We start from the raw sequence: 19,191 nt of genomic DNA, 5'->3' as shown, positions 1-19,191 counted from the left end.
GGCATCTGGTTCACCGCCTTGGGTGTAAGCACAATGGCGTTCAACTTGAACGGTTTCAACTTCAACCAATCAATCATTGACTCTGAAGGTCGTGTGATTGCAACTTGGGCAGATGTAATCAACCGCGCTAACCTGGGTATGGAAGTAATGCACGAGCGCAACGCTCACAACTTCCCTCTAGATTTGGCTGCTGGTGACTTTGCTCCTGTAGCTCTAAACGCTCCTGCTATCAACGGTTAATTCTCAAGTCTTAGCTAAATCAAAAAGCGCTCTCCTGAACAGGAGGGCGCTTTTTGTTTATTAGATGCGCGTAGCTTACCAGAGAGATGGAACTACCCGAAAAATGTCATCATAGTAAAAGTAAAAACATTCTGGAGATAAGACAACGGTTTACGCACGCCCTTTAGCACGGTTAATTGAGCAATTGCAACGCCTGCCGGGAGTTGGCCCCAAAAGTGCCCAACGACTGGCTTTGCATATTTTGAAGCGACCAGAAGCAGAAGTAGAAGCTTTGGCACAAGCTTTAATTGAGGCAAAAAAACAGATAGGCTTGTGTTCTGTTTGCTTTCACTTATCTGCTGAACCTGTTTGTGAAATCTGCCGCAATGCCAACCGTGACAATAATACTATTTGTGTTGTAGCAGATCCTCGCGATGTGATTGCGCTGGAAAAAACCCGCGAATACAAAGGCAAATATCACGTTTTAGGTGGGGTGATTTCGCCAATTGATGGAATTGGGCCAGAACAGTTGACTATACTGGCTTTGCAGCGCCGAGTTGGTCAGCAAAAACCTCAAGAAGTAATTCTCGCAATTAGTCCGAGTATAGAAGGTGAGACAACAACACTGTATATCGGTCAGCTATTGAAACCATTTACTAAGGTGACGCGGATTGCTTTTGGTTTACCTGTGGGTGGCGATTTGGAGTACGCAGATGAAGTGACTTTGGCGAGGGCGTTGGAAGGACGCCGGGAATTAGATTAGGTTTCAGTTAAACTCTAAGAACCCCACTTCGCTAAAGCTAGGCTTTATTTCCTCTCCCCGCTTGCCTGCAATGTACAGACAAATCTTCTAGAGTTAGTCCACAAGCTTTTGCTCCCCAATTTATCTGGGAATTGGGGAGCAAAAATCTCTCAAAGTCCCCCTTTTTATCGAAAAGTTACGAAATCAACGAGTCAATTTAAGTGCGTTCGCCCTTGCCGTTTGCCTAGCGTCTCGCAGAGAAGGCATGGCAATAATAATAATTATCTAGTAAAATTTTTTAGTCACCTGATTTTTTGGGCTTAGAGGCTCGTAAAGCATTACCCTTTAGGGAATAAATTAGCCCTAAGCTAAAAGGGCGGATAAGAGTGGTTAAATTGTATATTGTGATTTTGAGTCATCGGTCAGTTAGCTAATTAATTTTGTATTCCCTGCGATCGCTTCATCTATAAAATACATAATTTGATACCCATTTTGGGTATTACAAATAAGTACTTTAGATGAAATAGGTTTTTACAGATGATTTTAAGCTTCAGAAATACTAGTGCTGTGTGCGCCATATTTTTATTAGTCAGCGTTAGTAGCTTTCACAAGTCAGCCATAGCTACTATAAACAACCAATCCCAATTGATAGCACAACAGAGTAAAACTCAGCCGCACCTAGTTTTTAAATCTATTTTGCCTAAATTAAAGCAAAAGACTCAAATTCGGATTCTTTTACCGAAGTTTATTCCTGAATCGGATGGGGAAAATCCAATTTACGCAACTATAGAAGCTGCCACGCAAAAGAAGTACGAGATTTTACTGGGTTTCAGCCCTGACTGTAATGGTGCTTCTGCATATCGTTTGGGCGTTGTTACGGCTGAAGCCGTAACCCGCAAAACACCCCGCCTAACTGGTAAACCTGTATACCTAGCTAAGGGAATTACTGGCTATTTTGTAGATTTTACTTGTGGTGCTGGTTGCTCAGATGCTACCTTGACTTGGAGACAACAGGGTGTGCAATATGTTTTTGGGTTGAAAGCTGGCGAACGCACTTCTTTAGTAAAAATGGCTAATTCTGCGATTAATCCCTAGCTAGGCATCAAAGTTTGATTTTACTTCCCAGCTAAAAAGCCGTGGCAATTGAGATACATTGATGGCGTAGCTAACAATCCACAGCACCAATTCAAAAACTAATAAATATCGTACCCACTGCAACTCGCTTTTAGAACTTAAAAGTGTCAAACCCTCATACAATTGCCAGAAGCGGTAAGGCACGTATATATAAGGTACGATCACCCATACTACATTTTGCCACTGCCTAAGCGTCACTCTCTCAGAGATGATTTGCAACCCTAATACGATAAAATACCAACCAAGCACAGTTAACACACTGCGATCGCCCCACCATACACCCCACAATAGCATGGCCACTAATGGCAGCAATACTCCTAGCAGTTGCACTGATATAAACCAGATTTTATACCAAGAGGGTAATGGTAAAGGTAGCGTATAGGGTTTTGTATCTTTCCACCGCCAGTTGACAACCACAATAAAAAGTGTGGCAATTACAAAAAAGAGGAGATTTTCTAGAAGCAGATAGAGGTTGATGTTTAAGGAAGTCATGAGGGTATTATCAAGCTCTGATGTTTGTGTATCATTCTCCTCAAGCAGTATTTTTGCTATTTTAACGACCTAACCAAGTCTTGATGACGTCAAGAAGACTGGAACCACCCCAAATCAGTGCGAACAGTATAGAAATAGTCAAAACTCCTCCCAGCACACACATGACTAAACCACCAAGGCTAATTGCACCATCATCTTCCAATAAGCCAAAACCAGTTACGAAAATTCCCATTGCTGGTAAGGTATTTGTTCCTGGAATCGGAATCATCATGGAAATTGCCATCAAGGCGATCGCTATACCAATGGTCACTCTACCTGGTAAAGTAGTACAGATATAGCTGAGACGAGGACGAGCGATCGCTTCAATTCTTTTCAACCAAGGAATCCCTGGTTTCAAAAACCCTTGAACTGTCGTGAGTTGAATAGGATGGTTCATCATCCGCTTAGGTAGCCACAAGGTTTTAGCACCGACAATTAGCTGTATTGCTAACAAAAAAATCAGAATGCCGAAAGGAGTTGAATATCCTGGTGCTGGGACTGGCAAAGCGGAAGGTAGAGACAAGATAACCAGCAAAAATCCGAAAACTCTTTCTTTTGCTAACAGTAGAATATCTGCCAAAGTTACTTTTGATGGTCGTTCTTCTTCAAAAAAATATCGTTCTAATTCGTTAGATAGTCTAGCCATATATTTCCGAGATTTAGCAAGATTTAGTAAATAAATATACCTAATACTTATACAAAAGACAAAAAATATTTCAACTTCTCTTGGCTCGATTTTCTTGTATTAGATAAATAATCGATGGCCCTAAAGAAACAACTATAATTAATCCAATAATTGGTAACAAATACTTGTCTACCTGTTCAGGTGGCAAAGACTTTCCTAAGAAAAACCCTAAAATGGTGATGCCAAATGTCTAAAGAAAACTACCGATTAAGTTGTAAGACATAAATGTTCGCTAATGCATCACACAATCCCAGCCACAATTGGTACAAAAGACCGTACAAGGGGTAAAAAACGTGCTAAAACAACCGTGTTTTTACCGTGCTGCTGATAAAAACTTTGGGTTTTAACAAGATGTTTTTTATGAAACAACCATGAATCTTCCTTCTGCAATAGTCTTCTGCCAAATTTATGCCCAGTAAAATAGCCAACATTGTCACCTAAGACTGCACAAACAAAACCACCAAAAATCAGAACCCAAATGTTCAGTAAATTCTGAGATGCGACAAATCCAGCAGTAAACAATAAACTATCTCCAGGCAGAAAAAAACCAATTAATAAGCCAGATTCAGCAAAGATAATCGCCCATACTCTAAAATAGCCGAGTCATTTAATCAGTTCTGGTAAATCCAGATGCATAGAATTTCTTGCCTTTGAACAATAGTTCCACAACATCTTAACGTTTAGCAATTTTATTGAATAAAAAGTAATATTAAATTTACATAAAGTTATTGTGTAATCTTGGGAAATGTCATGACAGATGGCAGGTTTTAGTTTAGAGGTGCAAGATGCAAAGGTATTTGAAAGTACTAAGATTATTTTGGAGTGCTGCGATCGCAGCAGAGTTGGAATATCGGATTAACTTTTTTATAGCTACCCTCAGCAGCTTAGGAAATCTTGTCGGCAGCCTCTTTGGACTATTCTTGTTTTACCGCACTGGCTACAGTTTTAGTGGCTGGTCATGGGAAGCAGCTTTAGTAGTTTTAGGAATTTTTACCTTACTTCAAGGATTTTCTGCTACTTTTCTGGCATCAAATTTGAATCGCATTGTCCGCCATGTTCAGGAAGGCACTTTAGACTTTATATTATTAAAACCTATCCGTAGTCAGTTTTGGCTTTCCACCCATACTCTTTCACCTTGGGGACTGCCGGATCTAGTTTTTGGTAGTATTATCATTGGCTACGCAGGTAAACGCCTCGGTGTAGAGGTAAACGGCTATCTACTTGGTGTGTTGCCGTTATTGTTCAGCTTAGTAATTTTGTACAGCCTGTGGTTTATGCTGGGAGCGACGAGTATTTGGTTCGTCAAAATATACAACGTTACCGAAGTCTTGCGTGGTTTATTGGAAGCTGGACGATATCCTATCGCCGCATATCCCACTGCTTACCGTTTTTTCTTTACCTTTGTGATGCCAGTAGCTTTTTTAACTACTGTACCAGCCCAAGCGCTGTTGGGTCGGAGTGAAATTAGTTGGTTGATAGGTGCGGCAATATTAGCAGTACTGCTATTTTTTGTTTCTACTTGGTTTTGGCGGTTTGCGTTGCGGTTTTATACTAGTGCATCGAGTTAGAGAGATATGAAAACTAATCAAATTCCTCCTGGAAGCTTTGGTTTGCCTGTATTAGGTGAAACACTCTCCTTTGTTTTCGACCGCGATTTTGCCAAAAAGCGCTATCACCAGTATGGGCCTATCTTCAAAACCCATCTTCTTGGCAGACCGACTGTGGTAATGGCAGGGCCAGAGGCATTGGAGTTCGTTTTGTCAAGCCATATCGAGAATTTTTCTTGGCGCGAGGGATGGCCTGATAATTTTAAGACATTATTGGGTGAATCGCTTTTTCTGCAAGATGGAGAGGAACATCGCAGAAACCGCCGCTTGATGATGCCGGCATTGCATGGGCCAGCATTGGCAAATTATGTCTCCACAATGGAAGATATTACGCGCGGCTATCTCCAAAAGTGGGAGAAAAAACAAGAGTTTACTTGGTTCCAAGAGTTTAAACAGCTGACATTTGATATTGCCAGTCAATTGTTGTTAGGTACGAGTCCTGGGTCTGAATGTGTGCGCCTCAGCCAGTTGTTTAAAACCTTGAGTAATGGGCTGTTTGCTATTAATCCGTTGCCATTACCATTTACTACATTTGGTAAAGCTATAGCTGCGCGTAATCAGATTTTAGAGCATCTAACTCAAGTTGTTAGAGAACGTCAGCAAAACCCAACTAAAGATACCATCAGCTTGTTAATCCAAGCTAAAGATGAAGATGGTAATAGTTTAAGTGAAAAAGAAATCATTGCCCAAGCAATGCTGTTACTCTTCGCTGGACATGAAACGACTACTTCGATGCTGACTTGGTTGTGTACAGAGTTAGCCCGTCATCCAGAAGTACTCGAAAAAGCAAGAGATGAACAATTACAACTTGCAAGTAAAGGTGATTTGGATTTAGAACAATTGGGGAAAATGCCCTATTTAGAGCAGGTTTTGTGGGAAGTTGAAAGATTGCACCAACCTGTCGGAAGTGGTTTTCGTGGTGTGATTAAAGACTTTGAGTTTAAAGGTTATCACGTTCCTGCTGGTTGGCGGTTGCTTTATTCAATTCTGATAACTCATAGCCTAAAGGAAATCTACCTTGAACCAGAGCGTTTTGATCCAGAACGTTTCAGTCCCCAGCGCCAAGAACACAAAAAATATCCTTTTAGTTTAGTTGGTTTTGGCGGTGGGCCACGCATCTGTATTGGTATAGCCTTTGCCAAAATGGAAATGAAGATTATTGCTGCTCATCTTCTACGTAGTTATCATTGGGAGATATTACCCAATCAAAGTTTAGAGATGGTTAGGGTTCCCACTAATCGCCCTAAAGATGGGTTGCGGGTTAGATTTCAACCTCGGTGAAATGTTTTATGGCATCCCAAATAGACATAAACTTGCCTAACGGAGTTTTGCAACGCTTACAAAATGTAAAAGATTTTGTGGGTGAGAATGTTAACTCTCTAAGTAACTCAGCACAACAAGTTGGCGAGTCTTTGAAGGCAACAGCAACTACAACGACTGATAAAGCAATTGATACAGTTACGACAAGCTTAGAACAAAGTTGGCAAACTGCTGATAAATTTAAGAGTACAACATCGGGTGCAGTTAAAGATGCGATCGCATCTTCTGCAAGTGATTGGCTGACACAACATCCAATATTTTTTAAGTTAGTTCAAATATTAGGTTGGGTGACTAATCACCCAATTATTAGTATAGTGATTTTGCTGTTTGCGATCGCTCTTATTTGGAGCATCATCAAAGCAATCATCCGCTTGATTGAAACAGCTAGTTGGTCAATACTCCAAGTTCCCTTAAAATTGCTCCAGGTTTTATTTAAAGTTAGCTTTCTATCCTTAACTAAAGTTGGCAGTTTTGCTGTTCAACAAATTACAGATATTAAAACAACTGATAACCTGCCAGCTTTGTTACCTGAAAATTTTCAACCAAATAAACAACAAAGATTAGCAGAAATTTCTAGTCGTTTAGAAGCAATTCAAAAGGAACAACATGAGCTTTTACAAGAAGCAGCAGACTTAATTGCTTCCGACACTGTTGATATAGAAATATCAAAAATTAAACAGCTAGAAAGCGTTGAATCACATCTTGGCTGAGTTCGGCTGTGGAACCGGAGGCGACAATACCACCTTTTTGCATAGCGTAATAATAATCAGCCTGACGAACAAAGTGCAAATGTTGCTCTACCAATAAAACAGAAATGCCTGTGGTTTCGACGATGCGACGGACTGCGGCTTCAATTTCTAGGATGATGGAGGGTTGAATCCCTTCGGTGGGTTCATCTAAGACGAGTAATTGAGGTTCTCCCATTAAAGCACGAGCGATCGCTAATTGTTGCTGCTGTCCACCACTCAAATCACCACCCATCCGCGAAAGCATGGTTTTTAATACCGGGAATAGGCTAAAAACTTCCTCTGGAATTTCTGCTTTTTTTACTGGTTTCCGTCTAGCTTCTAATCCCAACAGCAGATTTTCTTTGACTGTCAAACGGGGAATAATTTCTCGTCCTTGGGGAACATAACCAATTCCTAACTTTGCCCTTTGGTCTGGAGATTTCGAGTTGATTAATTCTCCACCTAAGTTAATAGTACCGCTACGGGGTTTGAGTAAACCCATAATTGTTTTAAGTAATGTAGATTTACCTACACCATTGCGTCCAATTAAGCAAACCATTTGCCCAGATGGTACGGTTAAATCTACATTGCGAAGAATGTGGCTTTCGCCGTAGTAAACGTTTAGGTTAGAAATTTTTAGCATTATAAATTACTTATATATTAAAATTTTACGCAGAGGCACAGAGACGCAAAGAGGAAGATTGAGTTTTTATGCTTTTGTCTAATAACCTTGATACTGTAAGATTGAAATCCACACATCAAATTGCAGAAACAAACTCATTGACTGTAAGCCCCGCAGTGCGAATCAAACTTCGCAGCGTTCCTTTTGCTACTTCACGATGCTCAGGAACAGACAGTGTGGCTAACTCTCCTTCCTTAACCAGGATGATATGGCTTCCACTTTGACGTGCAACTTCCCAACCAAATGACTCAAACACACGAACGACTTCACGTCCGCTAAGAACAGGAAGAGTAGATGCCATAACTAAGCCACAACCTCTACTTGGTGAGTCTCTATGGTAAGTGGCAACCCGCGCTCGGCACGAACTTGTAGGCAGGCAGCTATCGCATCTTTGATATTCTCTAGTGCTTCTTCCTTAGTCTGACCTTGACTGACACAACCCGGAATGCTGGGGCATTCTACTATCCATGCACCATCTTCATCACGATCAACCGTTACATTAAACCTCATATTTCCTTATCCACTAAGCTTGTAACTATAGTATATCCAAGCCTTGTAGAGCTAAATTTTAGCCTTCCTGTTTTCCTAAATATACTTCAATAACACGAGAATCATTTTGGACTTCCTCAAAATTACCTTCGCACAGCACCGAACCTTCATGTAACACTGTTACTTTTCGGGCAATTTGACGCACAAATTCCATATCGTGTTCAATCACTAAAATTGAATGACTTTGTGCTAGTGCTAAAAGTAATTCACCAATGTTGTATGTTTCTTCATCTGTTAAACCAGCAACGGGTTCATCAACGAGTAATAAGTCTGGTGACTGTGCTACTAACATTCCAATTTCTAAACGCTGCTTTTCACCGTGGGAAAGTAAACCTGCTTTGATGTCAGCTTTAGCAGTTAAACCGATAGTTTCTAATAATCCTTTAATATTATTCTTTTCCGCAGAATGAGAACGGCTAAACAAAGTAGAAAAGACATTTTTATTGCGGTTGCTAGTAATTTCTATATTTTCACGGGGCGTTAAATTTAAGTAAATTCGGGGTGTTTGAAACTTCCGCCCAATTCCTAATCGGGCAATTTTATATTCAGGTAAAGAACGCAGGTTTCTTCCTTTAAACATAACTCGCCCAACGGTTGGCTGAACTTTCCCCGTAATCACATCTAGAAACGTTGTCTTTCCAGCGCCGTTGGGGCCAATTACTACTCGTAATTCGCCCATATCCATACTAAAGTTAAGCTGATTTAGCGCCTTAAAACCGTCAAAACTAACAGTTATGTTTTCAGTTTCCAATATTTTCGCGTTCATGTTGCACTTCTGGGTCTTCTTCCAAGGTGGGATATGTAGCAATTTGTTGACGGCGGGTGAAAAGAGATATATTCTGGCTACGCAACCATCCCACTATGCCGTCAGGAAGCACTGTGACGACTATCAAAAATAGTGCGCCTTGAAAAAAGAGCCAGATTTCGGCAAATTGTTCACTTAAAAAAGTGCGGGCATAATTTACTAACAAAGTTCCGACAATTGCGCCAATTAAAGTAGCGCGTCCGCCTACAGCTACCCAAATCACCATTTCAATCGAAAAAGCAATATCCATTGCTCTGGGTGATACAGAACCACTCTGAATGGTGTAAAATGCTCCTGCGATGCCTGCGATCGCACCTGAAACTGCAAACACTAGCACCTTAAAATCTGTAGGATCATAGCCAGAAAATCTTACCCTACTTTCATCATCACGAATAGCTATCAACAATCTGCCAAAGCGTCCAGTTGTCAACCAGCGACAAATGCCGTAGGTGGCTGCGAGAAACACTACTGTCAGCGTGTAGAAAACAAATTGTGTTTTCGCATCACTGACCGTTGCCCCAAACAAAGTTGTAAAATCTATCAGTCCATTTGTACCGTTGAAAAATTGTTGTTGACCGTTAAAGAAATTGAAAAATACAATAGTTCCGGCTTGAGTCAAGATAGAAAAATAAACTCCCTTGAGGCGATTCCTAAATACTAAATATCCCAATAATCCCGCCAACAACCCTGGAATTAGTACTACAAAAGCTATTGTCAAAGGAAAAGAATAAAAAGGTTGCCAAAAGGCGGGAAGTTCCGTAACCCCATAAAGCCCCATGAAATCAGGTAACTCACCACTAGGGACTTGGAGTTTCAGGTACATTGCGATCACATATCCACCCAAACCAAAGAAAATACCATGTCCCAAACTTAGTAAACCAGTATACCCCCAAATCAAATCAATACCCAAAGCCACAATCGCCAGCGACAAAAATCGTCCCAACAAATTTAGACGAAACTCCGACAACAACAGTGGCATAATAATAATGAGGAAAAGTGCGATCGCAACCACCACCCCCACCTCAATCAATAACCCTCCTCCCCTCTTCCTCATTCTCTGCGTCCTCTGCGTCTCTGCGGTTTAAACATCAACAGTACGTCCCTTTTGCGGAAAAATCCCCCCAGGCTTCCACTGTAAAAACACAATAATCAGCGCAAACACCATCACCTTGGCCATACTTGTCGTCGCAAAAAAAGTAAACAAATCAGCCAAAGGCTTAACAGGACTTAACAGCAAAGCCAAAGTCCCAGAACCAATTAAAAAATTAGCCGTACCAATACCCAACGCCGCCACAATCGTCCCGGCTAAATTACCCACACCCCCAACCACAACCACCATAAAAGTATCAATAATATAGTTTTGTCCCGTATTTGGCCCTACAGAACCCAGTAAACTAATCGCACATCCAGCCACACCAGCTAAACCAGAACCCAGTGCAAAAGTAATCGCATCAACTTTTTCAGTTGGAATTCCCAAACAAGCACTCATACTCCGGTTTTGCGTCACAGCCCGAATTCTTAAACCCCAGCTAGAACGTTGTAAGAATAGATAAATTCCCGCCACACAGATGATTGTTAAAGCAATGATAAATAATCTAGCAAAGGGCAATTGCACACCACCCAAAGACATACCTGCTTGTAACCAAGTCGGTGCTGTTACATCCACATTTTGAGCGCCAAACCAAGGTTGAGTTACTGCTAGCTGATAAGTTTGACTTAATAAATTGCCCGTTGTGATTGTCACCCCCAGCGATAATAAAAATATCACCGCCACAATCCAGTTACGAACTCTTCCTAAATCAGTGCGAGAATTTAAAATCCATAAACCTCCAAAAAACAACAGAGAAAATAACCCTATGCCAATTATCAATACCCAATTGACGCTGCGAACAAACTGTTGAAAAATTAGACTTACTCCCCAAGTTGCTAATAAAGTTTCTAGAGGTCGTCCATAAAGATAACGAATCACGCCTTTCTCTAGGATTAATCCTACAGCAGCAGTGAAAATAAAAGCGATAATCAAAGCCAAAAATATATAGACTTCAAACCACACTCCACCCAATTGCTTACAGGCATTTTGCACAACAAATGTGGTATAAGCACCAAACATCATCAATTCACCATGCGCCATATTGATGACACCCATCAATCCAAATATAATAGCTAGTCCTAACGCGGCAATTAATAATACAGCGCCAATACTAATACCATTAAATACAGCTTCTAAAAATCCTGCTAACACTTTTTTCCTCACTACTTATTCGTAATTACCTGTAAAGTGTGTTACGACACCAGTGAATAAACATAGTGGCAATAAATATTTTTACCGTAACCCACTAAGATAAATGGTGCGTTGCGCTTCGCTATAACGCACCCTACAAAGTTAAAATTGACTAATTCGTAATTTGTAATTAATTACGAATTACGTTAGCGTAGCGGGGCGTAGCCCATTACGAATTATTTACGCTTTCTTGTATTTACCACCCTTAGCCGGGTCATTCCAATCACAAGCAAATCCTTTAGTCTCTTTTACAAATTGATTCCAAGGAACTGGCTCAACGGCTGTCGGAGTAGCATAGACAATATCAAACAATCCGTCTTGTCTAACTTGACCAATCCGCACAATTTTAGATATGTGATGATTTGCATCCATTGTCACTTTACCTTCAGGTGCATCTATAGTTTGACCATAAGCCGCAGCCCGCACTTTTTCTAAATCAGTAGTACCAGCTTTTTCTACTGCTTGCTTCCACAGATAAACGGCGATGTATGCTGCTTCCATTGGGTCATTAGTCACCCGATTTTCACCGTACTCTTTCTTAAAAGCTGCAACAAACTTTTTGTTAGCAGGTGTGTCTACTGTTTGAAAATAGTTCCAAGCTGCATAGTGACCTTGAAGATACTCTACACCAATTGCTTTGACTTCTTCTTCAGCGATACTGACAGACATGGAGGGATATTTTTCTGGTGTTAATCCAGCCCCTTTCAATTGTTTGAAGAAAGCAACATTGCTATCACCATTTAGGGTGTTATAAATCACGCCACCATTTGGCAAATTTTGCTTAATTTTAGTGATAATTGGTGTAACTTCTGTATTCCCAAGAGGTAAATAATCTTCACCAACTGTTTTACCGCCTAAAGCTTCTAATTGAGCTTTAATAATTGTGTTAGCAGTCCGGGGAAAAACATAGTCAGAGCCAACTAAGAAGAATTCTTTGCCCTTATTTTTTAACAGCCAATCAACAGATGGTTCGATTTGCTGATTTGGCGCAGCGCCAGTGTAGAAAATATTTTTAGAACATTCTTGACCTTCATATTGCACAGGGTACCAGAGCATGTGATTTTTGCTCTCGAATACTGGCTTAACATTCTTACGGCTAGCAGAAGTCCAACAACCAAAAACTACACTAACTTTATCTTGATCAATTAGCTTGGTTGCTTTTTCTCTAAAAGTATCCCAATTAGAAGCACCATCTTCGGTAATTGCTTGAATTTGTTTACCTAAGACACCACCCGCAGCGTTAATTTCTTTAATTGCTAATTTTTCAGCATCAACAACGCTTTTTTCACTAATAGACATCGTACCACTCAAAGAGTGCAAAATTCCTACTTTGATGGTGTCACCAGCAGTAGCCGCAGCAGGAGAAGCAGCAGGAGGCGCGGCTGGACTCTCTGTAGCAGTTGGGGAATTATTCGCGCAAGCTTTCAGAAAAAAGCTGCTTCCAAAAGTTAAAGAACCGTAGATTAAAAACTTGCGTCTGTTAAATTGTCTTCTCATCTTTTTATGAATTTTCCTCTTGATCAATCAATCAACTTAATAGAAAGCTGACAATATTAAACTTTAAAGTGTGATGATAGTGCGATACTTTACTAGGAAAAAGTTACTTCTTATACAAAATGTCTGATTTTTGTAATAAAAAAATAACTTTATATTATTAATCTTTGTTAAGCCTAGTATTGTGAAATTATTGTCAGCGATGAAGAGATAGCTGGATAATAATCTCATCTTTCTTGCCAGATGCAAAATTAGCAAAGCGCTTTGCCAAAGGTGGTATAATCACCAAAGGATTGCTAAAACCAGAGAATAGATGAACGCTCTCAAATTTTGGGATAGTACCAATTAAAGGTAGGCGATCGCTACTAAATGCCACCAAGCAATGATGCCAAGTTCCTGGTAAATTCTCCAAAGCTGGTAAAACCTCACCGACACTTTTTCGCAACCATTTTTCACTCGCCTCTGAGTTTACCTTGGCATAAGGATCTGTGAGAACGCGGCTAATTTGACCGATGCGAAGGCTACCATCTTGAAACTGAATCGCACCTGCATCTAAAATTGGCGGTACTGGCTCATTACCTGGTTGATTCCACAATTCATCAACTTGAGTAGATTCAGCTTCTAGTTGAAATCGTTGCAGATTAGCTGGCATAACTAAAGTGCGTAACTGCACATCTACAGGTGGCGTTTCAATGATTTCTGCGTGGGTAAAATACAGCTTGATAGGAATACCAGCAGATTTTAGTAGTTGGCGGCTGAGTCCACCCGCACAAATAGCAACGTTCGCACTGTGGTAAGTTGCAGTAGCCGTTTTTACACCATCTTGCAATACTTGCAATACTTGAGTAATCTGCATTTCACCCCCAGCACGGACGAAGGCTTGGATGTAAGCTTGTGCTGTTTTTTCTGGGTGAATATGACCATGTTTAACAGTTAAAGCACCAGATATTGCCTCTCGATTTAGCTGCGGTTCCAACTCACAAGCTTCTTGTACACTTAATAAACGGGGTGGAATGGCAAAATGATTATATGATTCAGCCGTTGCTTCTGGTTCGCTATGGGCAGAAATAGTAAGTAATAAATCTAATTCCCGAAACTGGATATCAGCGTCTAACTCTTGAGATAGGATATCGTAACGCGCGATTGCTTCCTCGCACAATAGACGAGTTAATGTTGTAGTACCTGACCAATAGGCAAGCCCACCATAACTATAACGAGTTGCACTCTGTGGTGTTTCATATTGCTCTAACAAAAGAACAGAAAAGCCAGTTTTTACTAATTCGTATGCCAGTGCAGCACCCGTAATTCCACCGCCAACCACAATCCAGTCGTAGCTTTTCATATAAAATGTGTTTCTTAATTACGAATTATGAATTTGCCAGGAGCCAAGCTTGCTGAGTCCATGCATTATTAAATAACTCGACCTCTGACACTTTTAATTCAAAGGAATGGGGTGGTGATTCTATCAACAAGGGTGAACCTTTGTCATGAGACTCAACTAACTTAACTATCCAGGGAAGAAAGTCTAAGATTTCTTTTGGTAGTACAGTTAACTCAAAATCCCACACCAAATTAAGACCTCGGCATACTTGTCCTTTTCTTAACACCATTACTCTACCAGCACTTTTGTTAATACCCAGTCGAAGAATGAATGGGCACAATGGGACAAATTCATCGGGTGCTGTATAAGCGTATACATTTATATAGTTTAGTCTCTGCCTATGATCAATCCAAGATGCGATCGGTGAATTATTACTATAAGATGTACCAGTTATGTTCACCGGCATATTCATAGCAGCAACAAAGTTAGAATAGAACTCACGCCTTAGTTCGCTAACAATATGTTTAGCTTCTGGGTTCATGATTGCTACACCTGTTACAAAAACGATACTTACAATCAGCTCCGCTAACGTATGGTTTCACGCCGCGAAGTATGCGGTCAACCAAAGCACGAAAAAAGGCAGACCCCTTGTCTGCCCTCAAGACCTTAGAGTTAAATTCTTGATTTTAAACTTTAGTAACGGCGAGAGTATCCTCCTCCATCACCACCTCGTCTACCACCAGAAGAACCTCCGTCTGTCTTGGGCTTGGCTTTATTAACTTTTAAGCTCCGACCCATCCATTCGGCGTTATCAAGGGCATCAATTGCCGCTTGTTCTTGTGCATCTGATTCCATCTCTACAAAACCAAAACCTCTCATCCGACCTGTTTCGCGGTCAATAGGTAATTGAACATTTTTCACAGTTCCGTATTCTGCAAAGACTTGGCGGAGGTCATCTTCTTTAACCTCATAAGCTAGATTACCAACATAAATTGACATAGAATGTCTCCAGAATCAGAGGGTGTAGAGATTTAGATCCGGAGAGGTCTGTAATACAAGTATATATAAAAACAAACTACATAACCGAATTTGATCTTCCATGCATAATTTTAACATAAATTGAAAAGTTCTGTTCATCAGTAACATTATACTTACTTAATCTGTTGATCTAAAATACTCTGACAGTTAGCAGAACTAGCTTAAAACAAACCTACCAGCGATCGCATTAAATTTGAACTCACCAAAAAGTTTTAATGACTGAACTTATTTCTCTTCAAATAGTATTAGTAATTTTGAAATTTTATTCACTGCAAATTTCCAGAGAATGCAATTAAATAAAACCAGTGCGATCGCTTCTGACGTAAAATTAATCTCCATCCAGCATTTGCTAACACCTTGACGCCCATGTTTTGCGACTACCTCATCCAAATCCTGACTGCCCGTGTGTACGATGTTGCCCAGGAAACACCACTGGAGTTTGCCCCAAATTTGTCTGCGCGGCTGAATAATCAACTCCTGCTAAAACGTGAGGATATGCAGTCAGTATTTTCCTTTAAACTGCGGGGTGCTTATAACAAAATGGTGCAACTGCCACCAGATATATTGGCGCAGGGTGTAATCGCAGCGTCTGCGGGGAACCATGCTCAGGGTGTCGCCCTTGCAGCCAATCGTTTAGGAACCAAAGCGATTATCGTTATGCCAATAACTACACCCCAAGTCAAGGTGGACGCAGTTAGAATGAGGGGCGGAGCAGTTGTGTTACATGGAAACACTTATGATGATGCTTATAGTTATGCCCGTGAATTAGAAGTAGAAAAAGGATTAACCTTTATTCATCCCTTTGATGATCCTCATGTAATAGCTGGACAGGGAACAATCGGGATGGAAATTTTACGGCAATATCAGCAACCCATCCATGCGATTTTTGTTGCAATTGGAGGAGGCGGATTAATTTCTGGGATTGGGGCTTATGTAAAACGGTTGCGTCCCGAAATCAAGATTATTGGCGTTGAACCAATAGATGCTGATGCGATGTCTCAATCGCTCAAAGCTGGGCATCGGGTGCGCTTATCCCAAGTGGGTTTATTTGCTGATGGTGTGGCAGTGCGGGAAGTAGGTGAAGAAACCTTCCGTTTATGTCAACAATATGTAGATGAAATTATTTTGGTGGATACAGACGATACTTGTGCTGCGATTAAAGACGTGTTTGAGGATACGCGATCCATTTTAGAACCAGCCGGTGCATTAGCGATCGCAGCAGCCAAAGCCTACGCAGAGCGAGAACAAATCGAAGGACAAACCTTAATTGCTGTCGCCTGCGGCGCAAACATGAATTTTGATCGCCTCCGCTTTGTGGCAGAACGGGCACAGTTAGGCGAACGCCGCGAAGCAATCTTTGCAGTCACAATTCCAGAGGAGCGGGGAAGTATTCGCCAGTTTTGTGAATGTATTGGCCAGCGTAATCTTACCGAGTTTAATTATCGCATCGCCGATGAACAAACAGCCCATATTTTTGTAGGTGTGCAAATTCAAAATCGTGCCGATGCTGCAAAGATGGTAGAAACCTTTGAAGCTCAAGGATTTGAAACTCTTGATTTAACAGACGACGAACTAACTAAATTACATCTGCGGCACATGGTAGGTGGGCATTCTCCCTTGGCTGACAATGAATTACTCTACCGTTTTGAGTTTCCCGAACGCCCCGGCGCATTGATGAAGTTTGTTACTTCCATGAGTCCCGACTGGAATATTAGTCTTTTTCACTACCGCAATAATGGCGCAGACTATGGACGAATCGTTGTTGGTATCCAGGTTCCCCCCCACGAGATGGAAGAGTGGCAAGCTTTTCTCGATAACCTGGGCTATCGCTATTGGGATGAGAATAAAAATCCAGCATATAAGCTGTTTTTGGGATAGGGGAGTGGGGAAGAAGCAGGAGAGCAGGAGGCAAGGGGATGGAAAAGAACAATTTGGACAGGGGAGAAAGTTTCCCCTTTTCCCCCTGCTCCCTGCCCCTCAGCCTCTTGCCAATGCCCAATTTAACGAGAACTCCCCTCCAATATCAGATTAGAGTCCCAAGTATAGAAGCCAATTTGGTTAGGAACCCTAGAGAATCTGCCTGTCCGATAGCCTCTCGATAATTCATTCAGTATCTTATTTTTGATCTCTCTAAGTTGCTGAGAATCTATTTCTCCATAAATTCCGGCGATGACTTCAGCGACGCTGAAAACTTTACCTGGATTTTGTTCAAAGAGAGAGGTAAGGGCATCAATTAAGAATTGACCCTCAAAGGCTTTGAGCATTGGTACTGTTTTTGTCGGGGGTACGAAAGGTTTCTTCTTTTTGTTTTTGATGCTTTTAGAAACACCACTGCCATTATTTGGGGCTACCAAATTTAAATCCAGAGTATAACAACCTGGCTCATCGGGAATAGTTACCCAGTAATTCCTTTCTCTGCCTTGAGTGAGGGAAGATTGAACCCTACCTTTAACTACTTTGAATAGGTTGGAATCTAGCTCTCCATAAAGCGCTCGCACTATAAAATCAATATGACAAACAGTGCCTATCTGCTCTTGCAATAGCTGTTTTATGGCTTCCATTCGTGAGAGAGTATGCTGATACTGGGGTAACAGGGGAATTTCCCCCACCTTCATCAAACTATCGTTGTTCTCTGTAGGTATCTTTGGATCTGCCGATGTCGTTGGAGATTGGCTCTCTTGTGTATCAACAGTGGCAGAAAAAGAATTATCTATCTCAACTTTATCTGAGTCTTTTCGTACTGATCCGTCTGATTCCACCAAGTTAATTTCGTTGATGTCATCAAGAGGTGATGATAAAAACCGCACCGAGCCTTCTGGGGAAAGATTCGAGGTTTGATCAGCCGCCGTTAGTCTTGATATCTGCTTATTGGAATCAGCAAAAGACCAGTTAGACAACAACGCTTCTACATGATCGAGTTGCGATCGCGCCTGCACAAAGAGGCGTTCATACTCTTCTGTGAGGCGAGCATAATAGTCTCGTAATTCCAACAGTGGTGAGATAAAGGTGCCTGGAGGTGGTTCTAATTGTCCATTTTGAGTCATAAGGCTTTAATCAATTTAAATCGATGTCACTTTTATAAGACATTGCTCTGGGTTTTGCTTTTTGAGATGTTGACTGAGATTTTTTAGGCGGTTGGGGAGGGCGACATCTCTCACAATATAAAGGTCGAGGGCCGAAAGTCTCACGTTTTGTCAGATCGTTACACTCTTTACAGACAAACTGAAAAACACGAGTATGAATCTGTCTTTTGTGCGCCCTGACAGTATATTCCCTAACATCAATGAATTTACTTGCCATAATCAGGATTGTGAATTGCCGTCGTATCAATGTCCTATCAATATAGCTATTCAAGCAAATCAAACTGCATCAGTGTGTGTTTATGTAGAAGTTTTATCCAAATTAATGAATTTGAAGCCTAGCATAAAGTGGAGATGAGCAATTTGAGAGTTAACTATTGACTATCCTCTCAGCATATAATTGGTGATGAGCAAAGACTACTATTATTCTTTAAGCGCAAATGACTTTCATTCCCCTCATCACATAGATGGGCAGGTGAAAGTGCAGGATTATTTAATTCCACTTCTATTGATTGGCAAATCAAGCGATCGCCTGTGTGTCTAATTGCCCATCATAAAATTATCCCAGTCCTAACCCATCTGCCTCATGGTATAGGGGTGATGCTTAAAAAAGCCCATTTTTATTTAAAAAACAACCGCCTCCTAAAAACAGGAGGCGGTACGCGATCGCTAATCAAAGTATGATTCCAGTCAGTTTTGTCGCTCTATTAGTCGCTCTATTATAGCAAGCGCCAAGGCGGTTAGGACAAACAGTATAATTAGTGAGTAAAGTAAAACTAGATACAGATGAAGCGTTCAGCTCAAGGAAAGCTCATGCCAAAACCTTACAGTTACGACTTACGCCAGAAGGTAATTCAGGCAATAGAGTTAGACGGGATGAACAAAACGGAAGCAGCGCAAGTTTTTCAAATCAGTCGAAACACAATCAACCTATGGCTGCAACGAAAAGCCAGCACTGGAGATTATCAAGCATTA

The 19,191-nt window shown here is 41.0% G+C and carries 22 protein-coding genes and 1 pseudogene; 8 read left to right on the top strand and 15 right to left on the bottom strand.

Annotation, left to right across the window (positions count from 1 at the left end; translation table 11 throughout):
• From H6G97_RS31770 to H6G97_RS31760, 3 genes and pseudogenes are all read left to right on the top strand, one after another.
• Window positions 1-240 (top strand): annotated as a pseudogene (locus H6G97_RS31770) (photosystem II q(b) protein); the annotation flags it as partial.
• A gap of 184 nt (window positions 241-424) precedes the next feature.
• Window positions 425-982: a recombination mediator RecR gene (gene recR, locus H6G97_RS31765; protein ID WP_199349778.1), complete on the top strand. Its 558-nt coding sequence runs from the start codon at window positions 425-427 to the stop codon at window positions 980-982.
• A 516-nt stretch (window positions 983-1,498) separates the two neighbouring features.
• Window positions 1,499-2,056, top strand: a complete 558-nt coding sequence (locus H6G97_RS31760; RefSeq protein ID WP_190944459.1) for a hypothetical protein — start codon at window positions 1,499-1,501, stop codon at window positions 2,054-2,056.
• Here the strand turns inward: H6G97_RS31760 and H6G97_RS31755 are convergent, their stop codons facing one another.
• The 3 genes from H6G97_RS31755 to H6G97_RS53125 all read right to left on the bottom strand — a co-directional run bounded on the left by H6G97_RS31755 (window position 2,057) and on the right by H6G97_RS53125 (window position 3,833).
• Window positions 2,057-2,587: a hypothetical protein gene (locus tag H6G97_RS31755; RefSeq protein WP_190944458.1), complete on the bottom strand. Its 531-nt coding sequence runs from the start codon at window positions 2,585-2,587 to the stop codon at window positions 2,057-2,059.
• Window positions 2,588-2,648: 61 nt separating this feature from the next.
• On the bottom strand, window positions 2,649-3,272 hold the full coding sequence (locus H6G97_RS31750; protein ID WP_190944457.1) for an exopolysaccharide biosynthesis protein: 624 nt from the start codon (window positions 3,270-3,272) through the stop codon (window positions 2,649-2,651).
• A gap of 279 nt (window positions 3,273-3,551) precedes the next feature.
• On the bottom strand, window positions 3,552-3,833 hold the full coding sequence (locus H6G97_RS53125) for a DedA family protein (protein WP_242055485.1): 282 nt from the start codon (window positions 3,831-3,833) through the stop codon (window positions 3,552-3,554).
• A 263-nt stretch (window positions 3,834-4,096) separates the two neighbouring features.
• Between H6G97_RS53125 and H6G97_RS31740 the strand changes: the two genes are divergently transcribed.
• The 3 genes from H6G97_RS31740 to H6G97_RS31730 are packed head-to-tail and all read left to right on the top strand — an operon-like array spanning window position 4,097 to window position 6,948.
• Entirely contained in the window at window positions 4,097-4,879 is a 783-nt protein-coding gene (locus tag H6G97_RS31740; RefSeq protein ID WP_190944456.1) for an ABC transporter permease, read from the top strand.
• Window positions 4,880-4,885: 6 nt separating this feature from the next.
• The gene (locus H6G97_RS31735; RefSeq protein ID WP_190944455.1) at window positions 4,886-6,199 is read left to right on the top strand and encodes a cytochrome P450; all 1,314 of its coding nucleotides are present in this window, start codon (window positions 4,886-4,888) and stop codon (window positions 6,197-6,199) included.
• Between the two features lie 8 nt (window positions 6,200-6,207).
• The gene (locus H6G97_RS31730) at window positions 6,208-6,948 is read left to right on the top strand and encodes a hypothetical protein (RefSeq protein ID WP_190944454.1); all 741 of its coding nucleotides are present in this window, start codon (window positions 6,208-6,210) and stop codon (window positions 6,946-6,948) included.
• Here H6G97_RS31730 and urtE read toward each other — a convergent pair.
• The 10 genes from urtE to H6G97_RS31680 form a co-directional block, all read right to left on the bottom strand.
• Window positions 6,911-7,609 (bottom strand): urea ABC transporter ATP-binding subunit UrtE, encoded by a 699-nt coding sequence (urtE, locus tag H6G97_RS31725; RefSeq protein ID WP_190944453.1) that lies wholly within the window; start codon window positions 7,607-7,609, stop codon window positions 6,911-6,913. The two genes, H6G97_RS31730 and urtE, sit on opposite strands and share 38 nt — an antisense overlap.
• Window positions 7,610-7,724: 115 nt before the next feature.
• Complete coding sequence (locus H6G97_RS31720; protein ID WP_190944452.1) at window positions 7,725-7,949, bottom strand: type II toxin-antitoxin system HicA family toxin; 225 nt, start codon at window positions 7,947-7,949, stop codon at window positions 7,725-7,727.
• Between the two features lie 2 nt (window positions 7,950-7,951).
• Window positions 7,952-8,158 (bottom strand): type II toxin-antitoxin system HicB family antitoxin, encoded by a 207-nt coding sequence (locus tag H6G97_RS31715; protein ID WP_109007382.1) that lies wholly within the window; start codon window positions 8,156-8,158, stop codon window positions 7,952-7,954.
• A 58-nt stretch (window positions 8,159-8,216) separates the two neighbouring features.
• Window positions 8,217-8,963 carry an urea ABC transporter ATP-binding protein UrtD gene (gene urtD / locus H6G97_RS31710; protein ID WP_190944451.1) on the bottom strand — a complete coding sequence of 249 codons (747 nt, stop codon included), beginning with the start codon at window positions 8,961-8,963 and terminating at the stop codon, window positions 8,217-8,219.
• Window positions 8,938-10,056 carry an urea ABC transporter permease subunit UrtC gene (gene urtC, locus H6G97_RS31705; RefSeq protein WP_190944450.1) on the bottom strand — a complete coding sequence of 373 codons (1,119 nt, stop codon included), beginning with the start codon at window positions 10,054-10,056 and terminating at the stop codon, window positions 8,938-8,940. Before urtC ends, urtD begins: the two co-directional genes overlap by 26 nt.
• Window positions 10,057-10,083: 27 nt before the next feature.
• Entirely contained in the window at window positions 10,084-11,244 is a 1,161-nt protein-coding gene (urtB, locus tag H6G97_RS31700; protein ID WP_190944460.1) for an urea ABC transporter permease subunit UrtB, read from the bottom strand.
• Between the two features lie 219 nt (window positions 11,245-11,463).
• Window positions 11,464-12,780, bottom strand: a complete 1,317-nt coding sequence (gene urtA, locus H6G97_RS31695; RefSeq protein WP_190944449.1) for an urea ABC transporter substrate-binding protein — start codon at window positions 12,778-12,780, stop codon at window positions 11,464-11,466.
• Between the two features lie 193 nt (window positions 12,781-12,973).
• The gene (locus H6G97_RS31690; protein ID WP_190944448.1) at window positions 12,974-14,119 is read right to left on the bottom strand and encodes an NAD(P)/FAD-dependent oxidoreductase; all 1,146 of its coding nucleotides are present in this window, start codon (window positions 14,117-14,119) and stop codon (window positions 12,974-12,976) included.
• 25 nt (window positions 14,120-14,144) lie between these two features.
• Window positions 14,145-14,639 (bottom strand): hypothetical protein, encoded by a 495-nt coding sequence (locus H6G97_RS31685; protein WP_190944447.1) that lies wholly within the window; start codon window positions 14,637-14,639, stop codon window positions 14,145-14,147.
• A gap of 152 nt (window positions 14,640-14,791) precedes the next feature.
• Window positions 14,792-15,097, bottom strand: a complete 306-nt coding sequence (locus H6G97_RS31680; RefSeq protein WP_190944446.1) for an RNA recognition motif domain-containing protein — start codon at window positions 15,095-15,097, stop codon at window positions 14,792-14,794.
• 405 nt (window positions 15,098-15,502) lie between these two features.
• Here H6G97_RS31680 and ilvA point away from each other — a divergent pair, with 405 nt between their 5' ends.
• Entirely contained in the window at window positions 15,503-17,014 is a 1,512-nt protein-coding gene (gene ilvA / locus H6G97_RS31675) for a threonine ammonia-lyase, biosynthetic (protein WP_190944445.1), read from the top strand.
• 122 nt (window positions 17,015-17,136) lie between these two features.
• On the opposite strand, the gene H6G97_RS31670 is transcribed toward ilvA, so the two are convergent.
• Entirely contained in the window at window positions 17,137-18,180 is a 1,044-nt protein-coding gene (locus tag H6G97_RS31670; protein WP_190944444.1) for a hypothetical protein, read from the bottom strand.
• A gap of 10 nt (window positions 18,181-18,190) precedes the next feature.
• Window positions 18,191-18,436 carry a hypothetical protein gene (locus H6G97_RS53120; protein WP_242055483.1) on the bottom strand — a complete coding sequence of 82 codons (246 nt, stop codon included), beginning with the start codon at window positions 18,434-18,436 and terminating at the stop codon, window positions 18,191-18,193.
• Window positions 18,437-19,029: 593 nt separating this feature from the next.
• Between H6G97_RS53120 and H6G97_RS31665 the strand changes: the two genes are divergently transcribed.
• On the top strand, window positions 19,030-19,191 hold a 162-nt coding region (locus H6G97_RS31665), incomplete at its 3' end, for an IS630 transposase-related protein (protein ID WP_190938912.1).

Origin of the sequence: Nostoc flagelliforme FACHB-838, from assembly GCF_014698065.1 — a bacterium.
GTDB classification, from domain to species: Bacteria; Cyanobacteriota; Cyanobacteriia; order Cyanobacteriales; family Nostocaceae; genus Nostoc; species Nostoc flagelliforme_B.
This window is presented reverse-complemented; position numbering and strand designations above follow the sequence as displayed.

Coding starts and splice junctions, on each gene's coding strand:
- H6G97_RS31760 (WP_190944459.1), top strand. CDS start 1,499: ATGATTTTAAGCTTCAGAAATACTAGTGCTGTGTGCGCCATATTTTTA.
- H6G97_RS31755 (WP_190944458.1), bottom strand. CDS start 2,587: ATGACTTCCTTAAACATCAACCTCTATCTGCTTCTAGAAAATCTCCTC.
- H6G97_RS31750 (WP_190944457.1), bottom strand. CDS start 3,272: ATGGCTAGACTATCTAACGAATTAGAACGATATTTTTTTGAAGAAGAA.
- H6G97_RS31740 (WP_190944456.1), top strand. CDS start 4,097: ATGCAAAGGTATTTGAAAGTACTAAGATTATTTTGGAGTGCTGCGATC.
- H6G97_RS31735 (WP_190944455.1), top strand. CDS start 4,886: ATGAAAACTAATCAAATTCCTCCTGGAAGCTTTGGTTTGCCTGTATTA.
- H6G97_RS31730 (WP_190944454.1), top strand. CDS start 6,208: ATGGCATCCCAAATAGACATAAACTTGCCTAACGGAGTTTTGCAACGC.
- urtE (WP_190944453.1), bottom strand. CDS start 7,609: ATGCTAAAAATTTCTAACCTAAACGTTTACTACGGCGAAAGCCACATT.
- H6G97_RS31720 (WP_190944452.1), bottom strand. CDS start 7,949: ATGGCATCTACTCTTCCTGTTCTTAGCGGACGTGAAGTCGTTCGTGTG.
- H6G97_RS31715 (WP_109007382.1), bottom strand. CDS start 8,158: ATGAGGTTTAATGTAACGGTTGATCGTGATGAAGATGGTGCATGGATA.
- urtD (WP_190944451.1), bottom strand. CDS start 8,963: ATGAACGCGAAAATATTGGAAACTGAAAACATAACTGTTAGTTTTGAC.
- urtC (WP_190944450.1), bottom strand. CDS start 10,056: ATGAGGAAGAGGGGAGGAGGGTTATTGATTGAGGTGGGGGTGGTGGTT.
- urtA (WP_190944449.1), bottom strand. CDS start 12,780: ATGAGAAGACAATTTAACAGACGCAAGTTTTTAATCTACGGTTCTTTA.
- H6G97_RS31690 (WP_190944448.1), bottom strand. CDS start 14,119: ATGAAAAGCTACGACTGGATTGTGGTTGGCGGTGGAATTACGGGTGCT.
- H6G97_RS31685 (WP_190944447.1), bottom strand. CDS start 14,639: ATGAACCCAGAAGCTAAACATATTGTTAGCGAACTAAGGCGTGAGTTC.
- H6G97_RS31680 (WP_190944446.1), bottom strand. CDS start 15,097: ATGTCAATTTATGTTGGTAATCTAGCTTATGAGGTTAAAGAAGATGAC.
- ilvA (WP_190944445.1), top strand. CDS start 15,503: ATGTTTTGCGACTACCTCATCCAAATCCTGACTGCCCGTGTGTACGAT.
- H6G97_RS31670 (WP_190944444.1), bottom strand. CDS start 18,180: ATGACTCAAAATGGACAATTAGAACCACCTCCAGGCACCTTTATCTCA.
- H6G97_RS53120 (WP_242055483.1), bottom strand. CDS start 18,436: ATGGCAAGTAAATTCATTGATGTTAGGGAATATACTGTCAGGGCGCAC.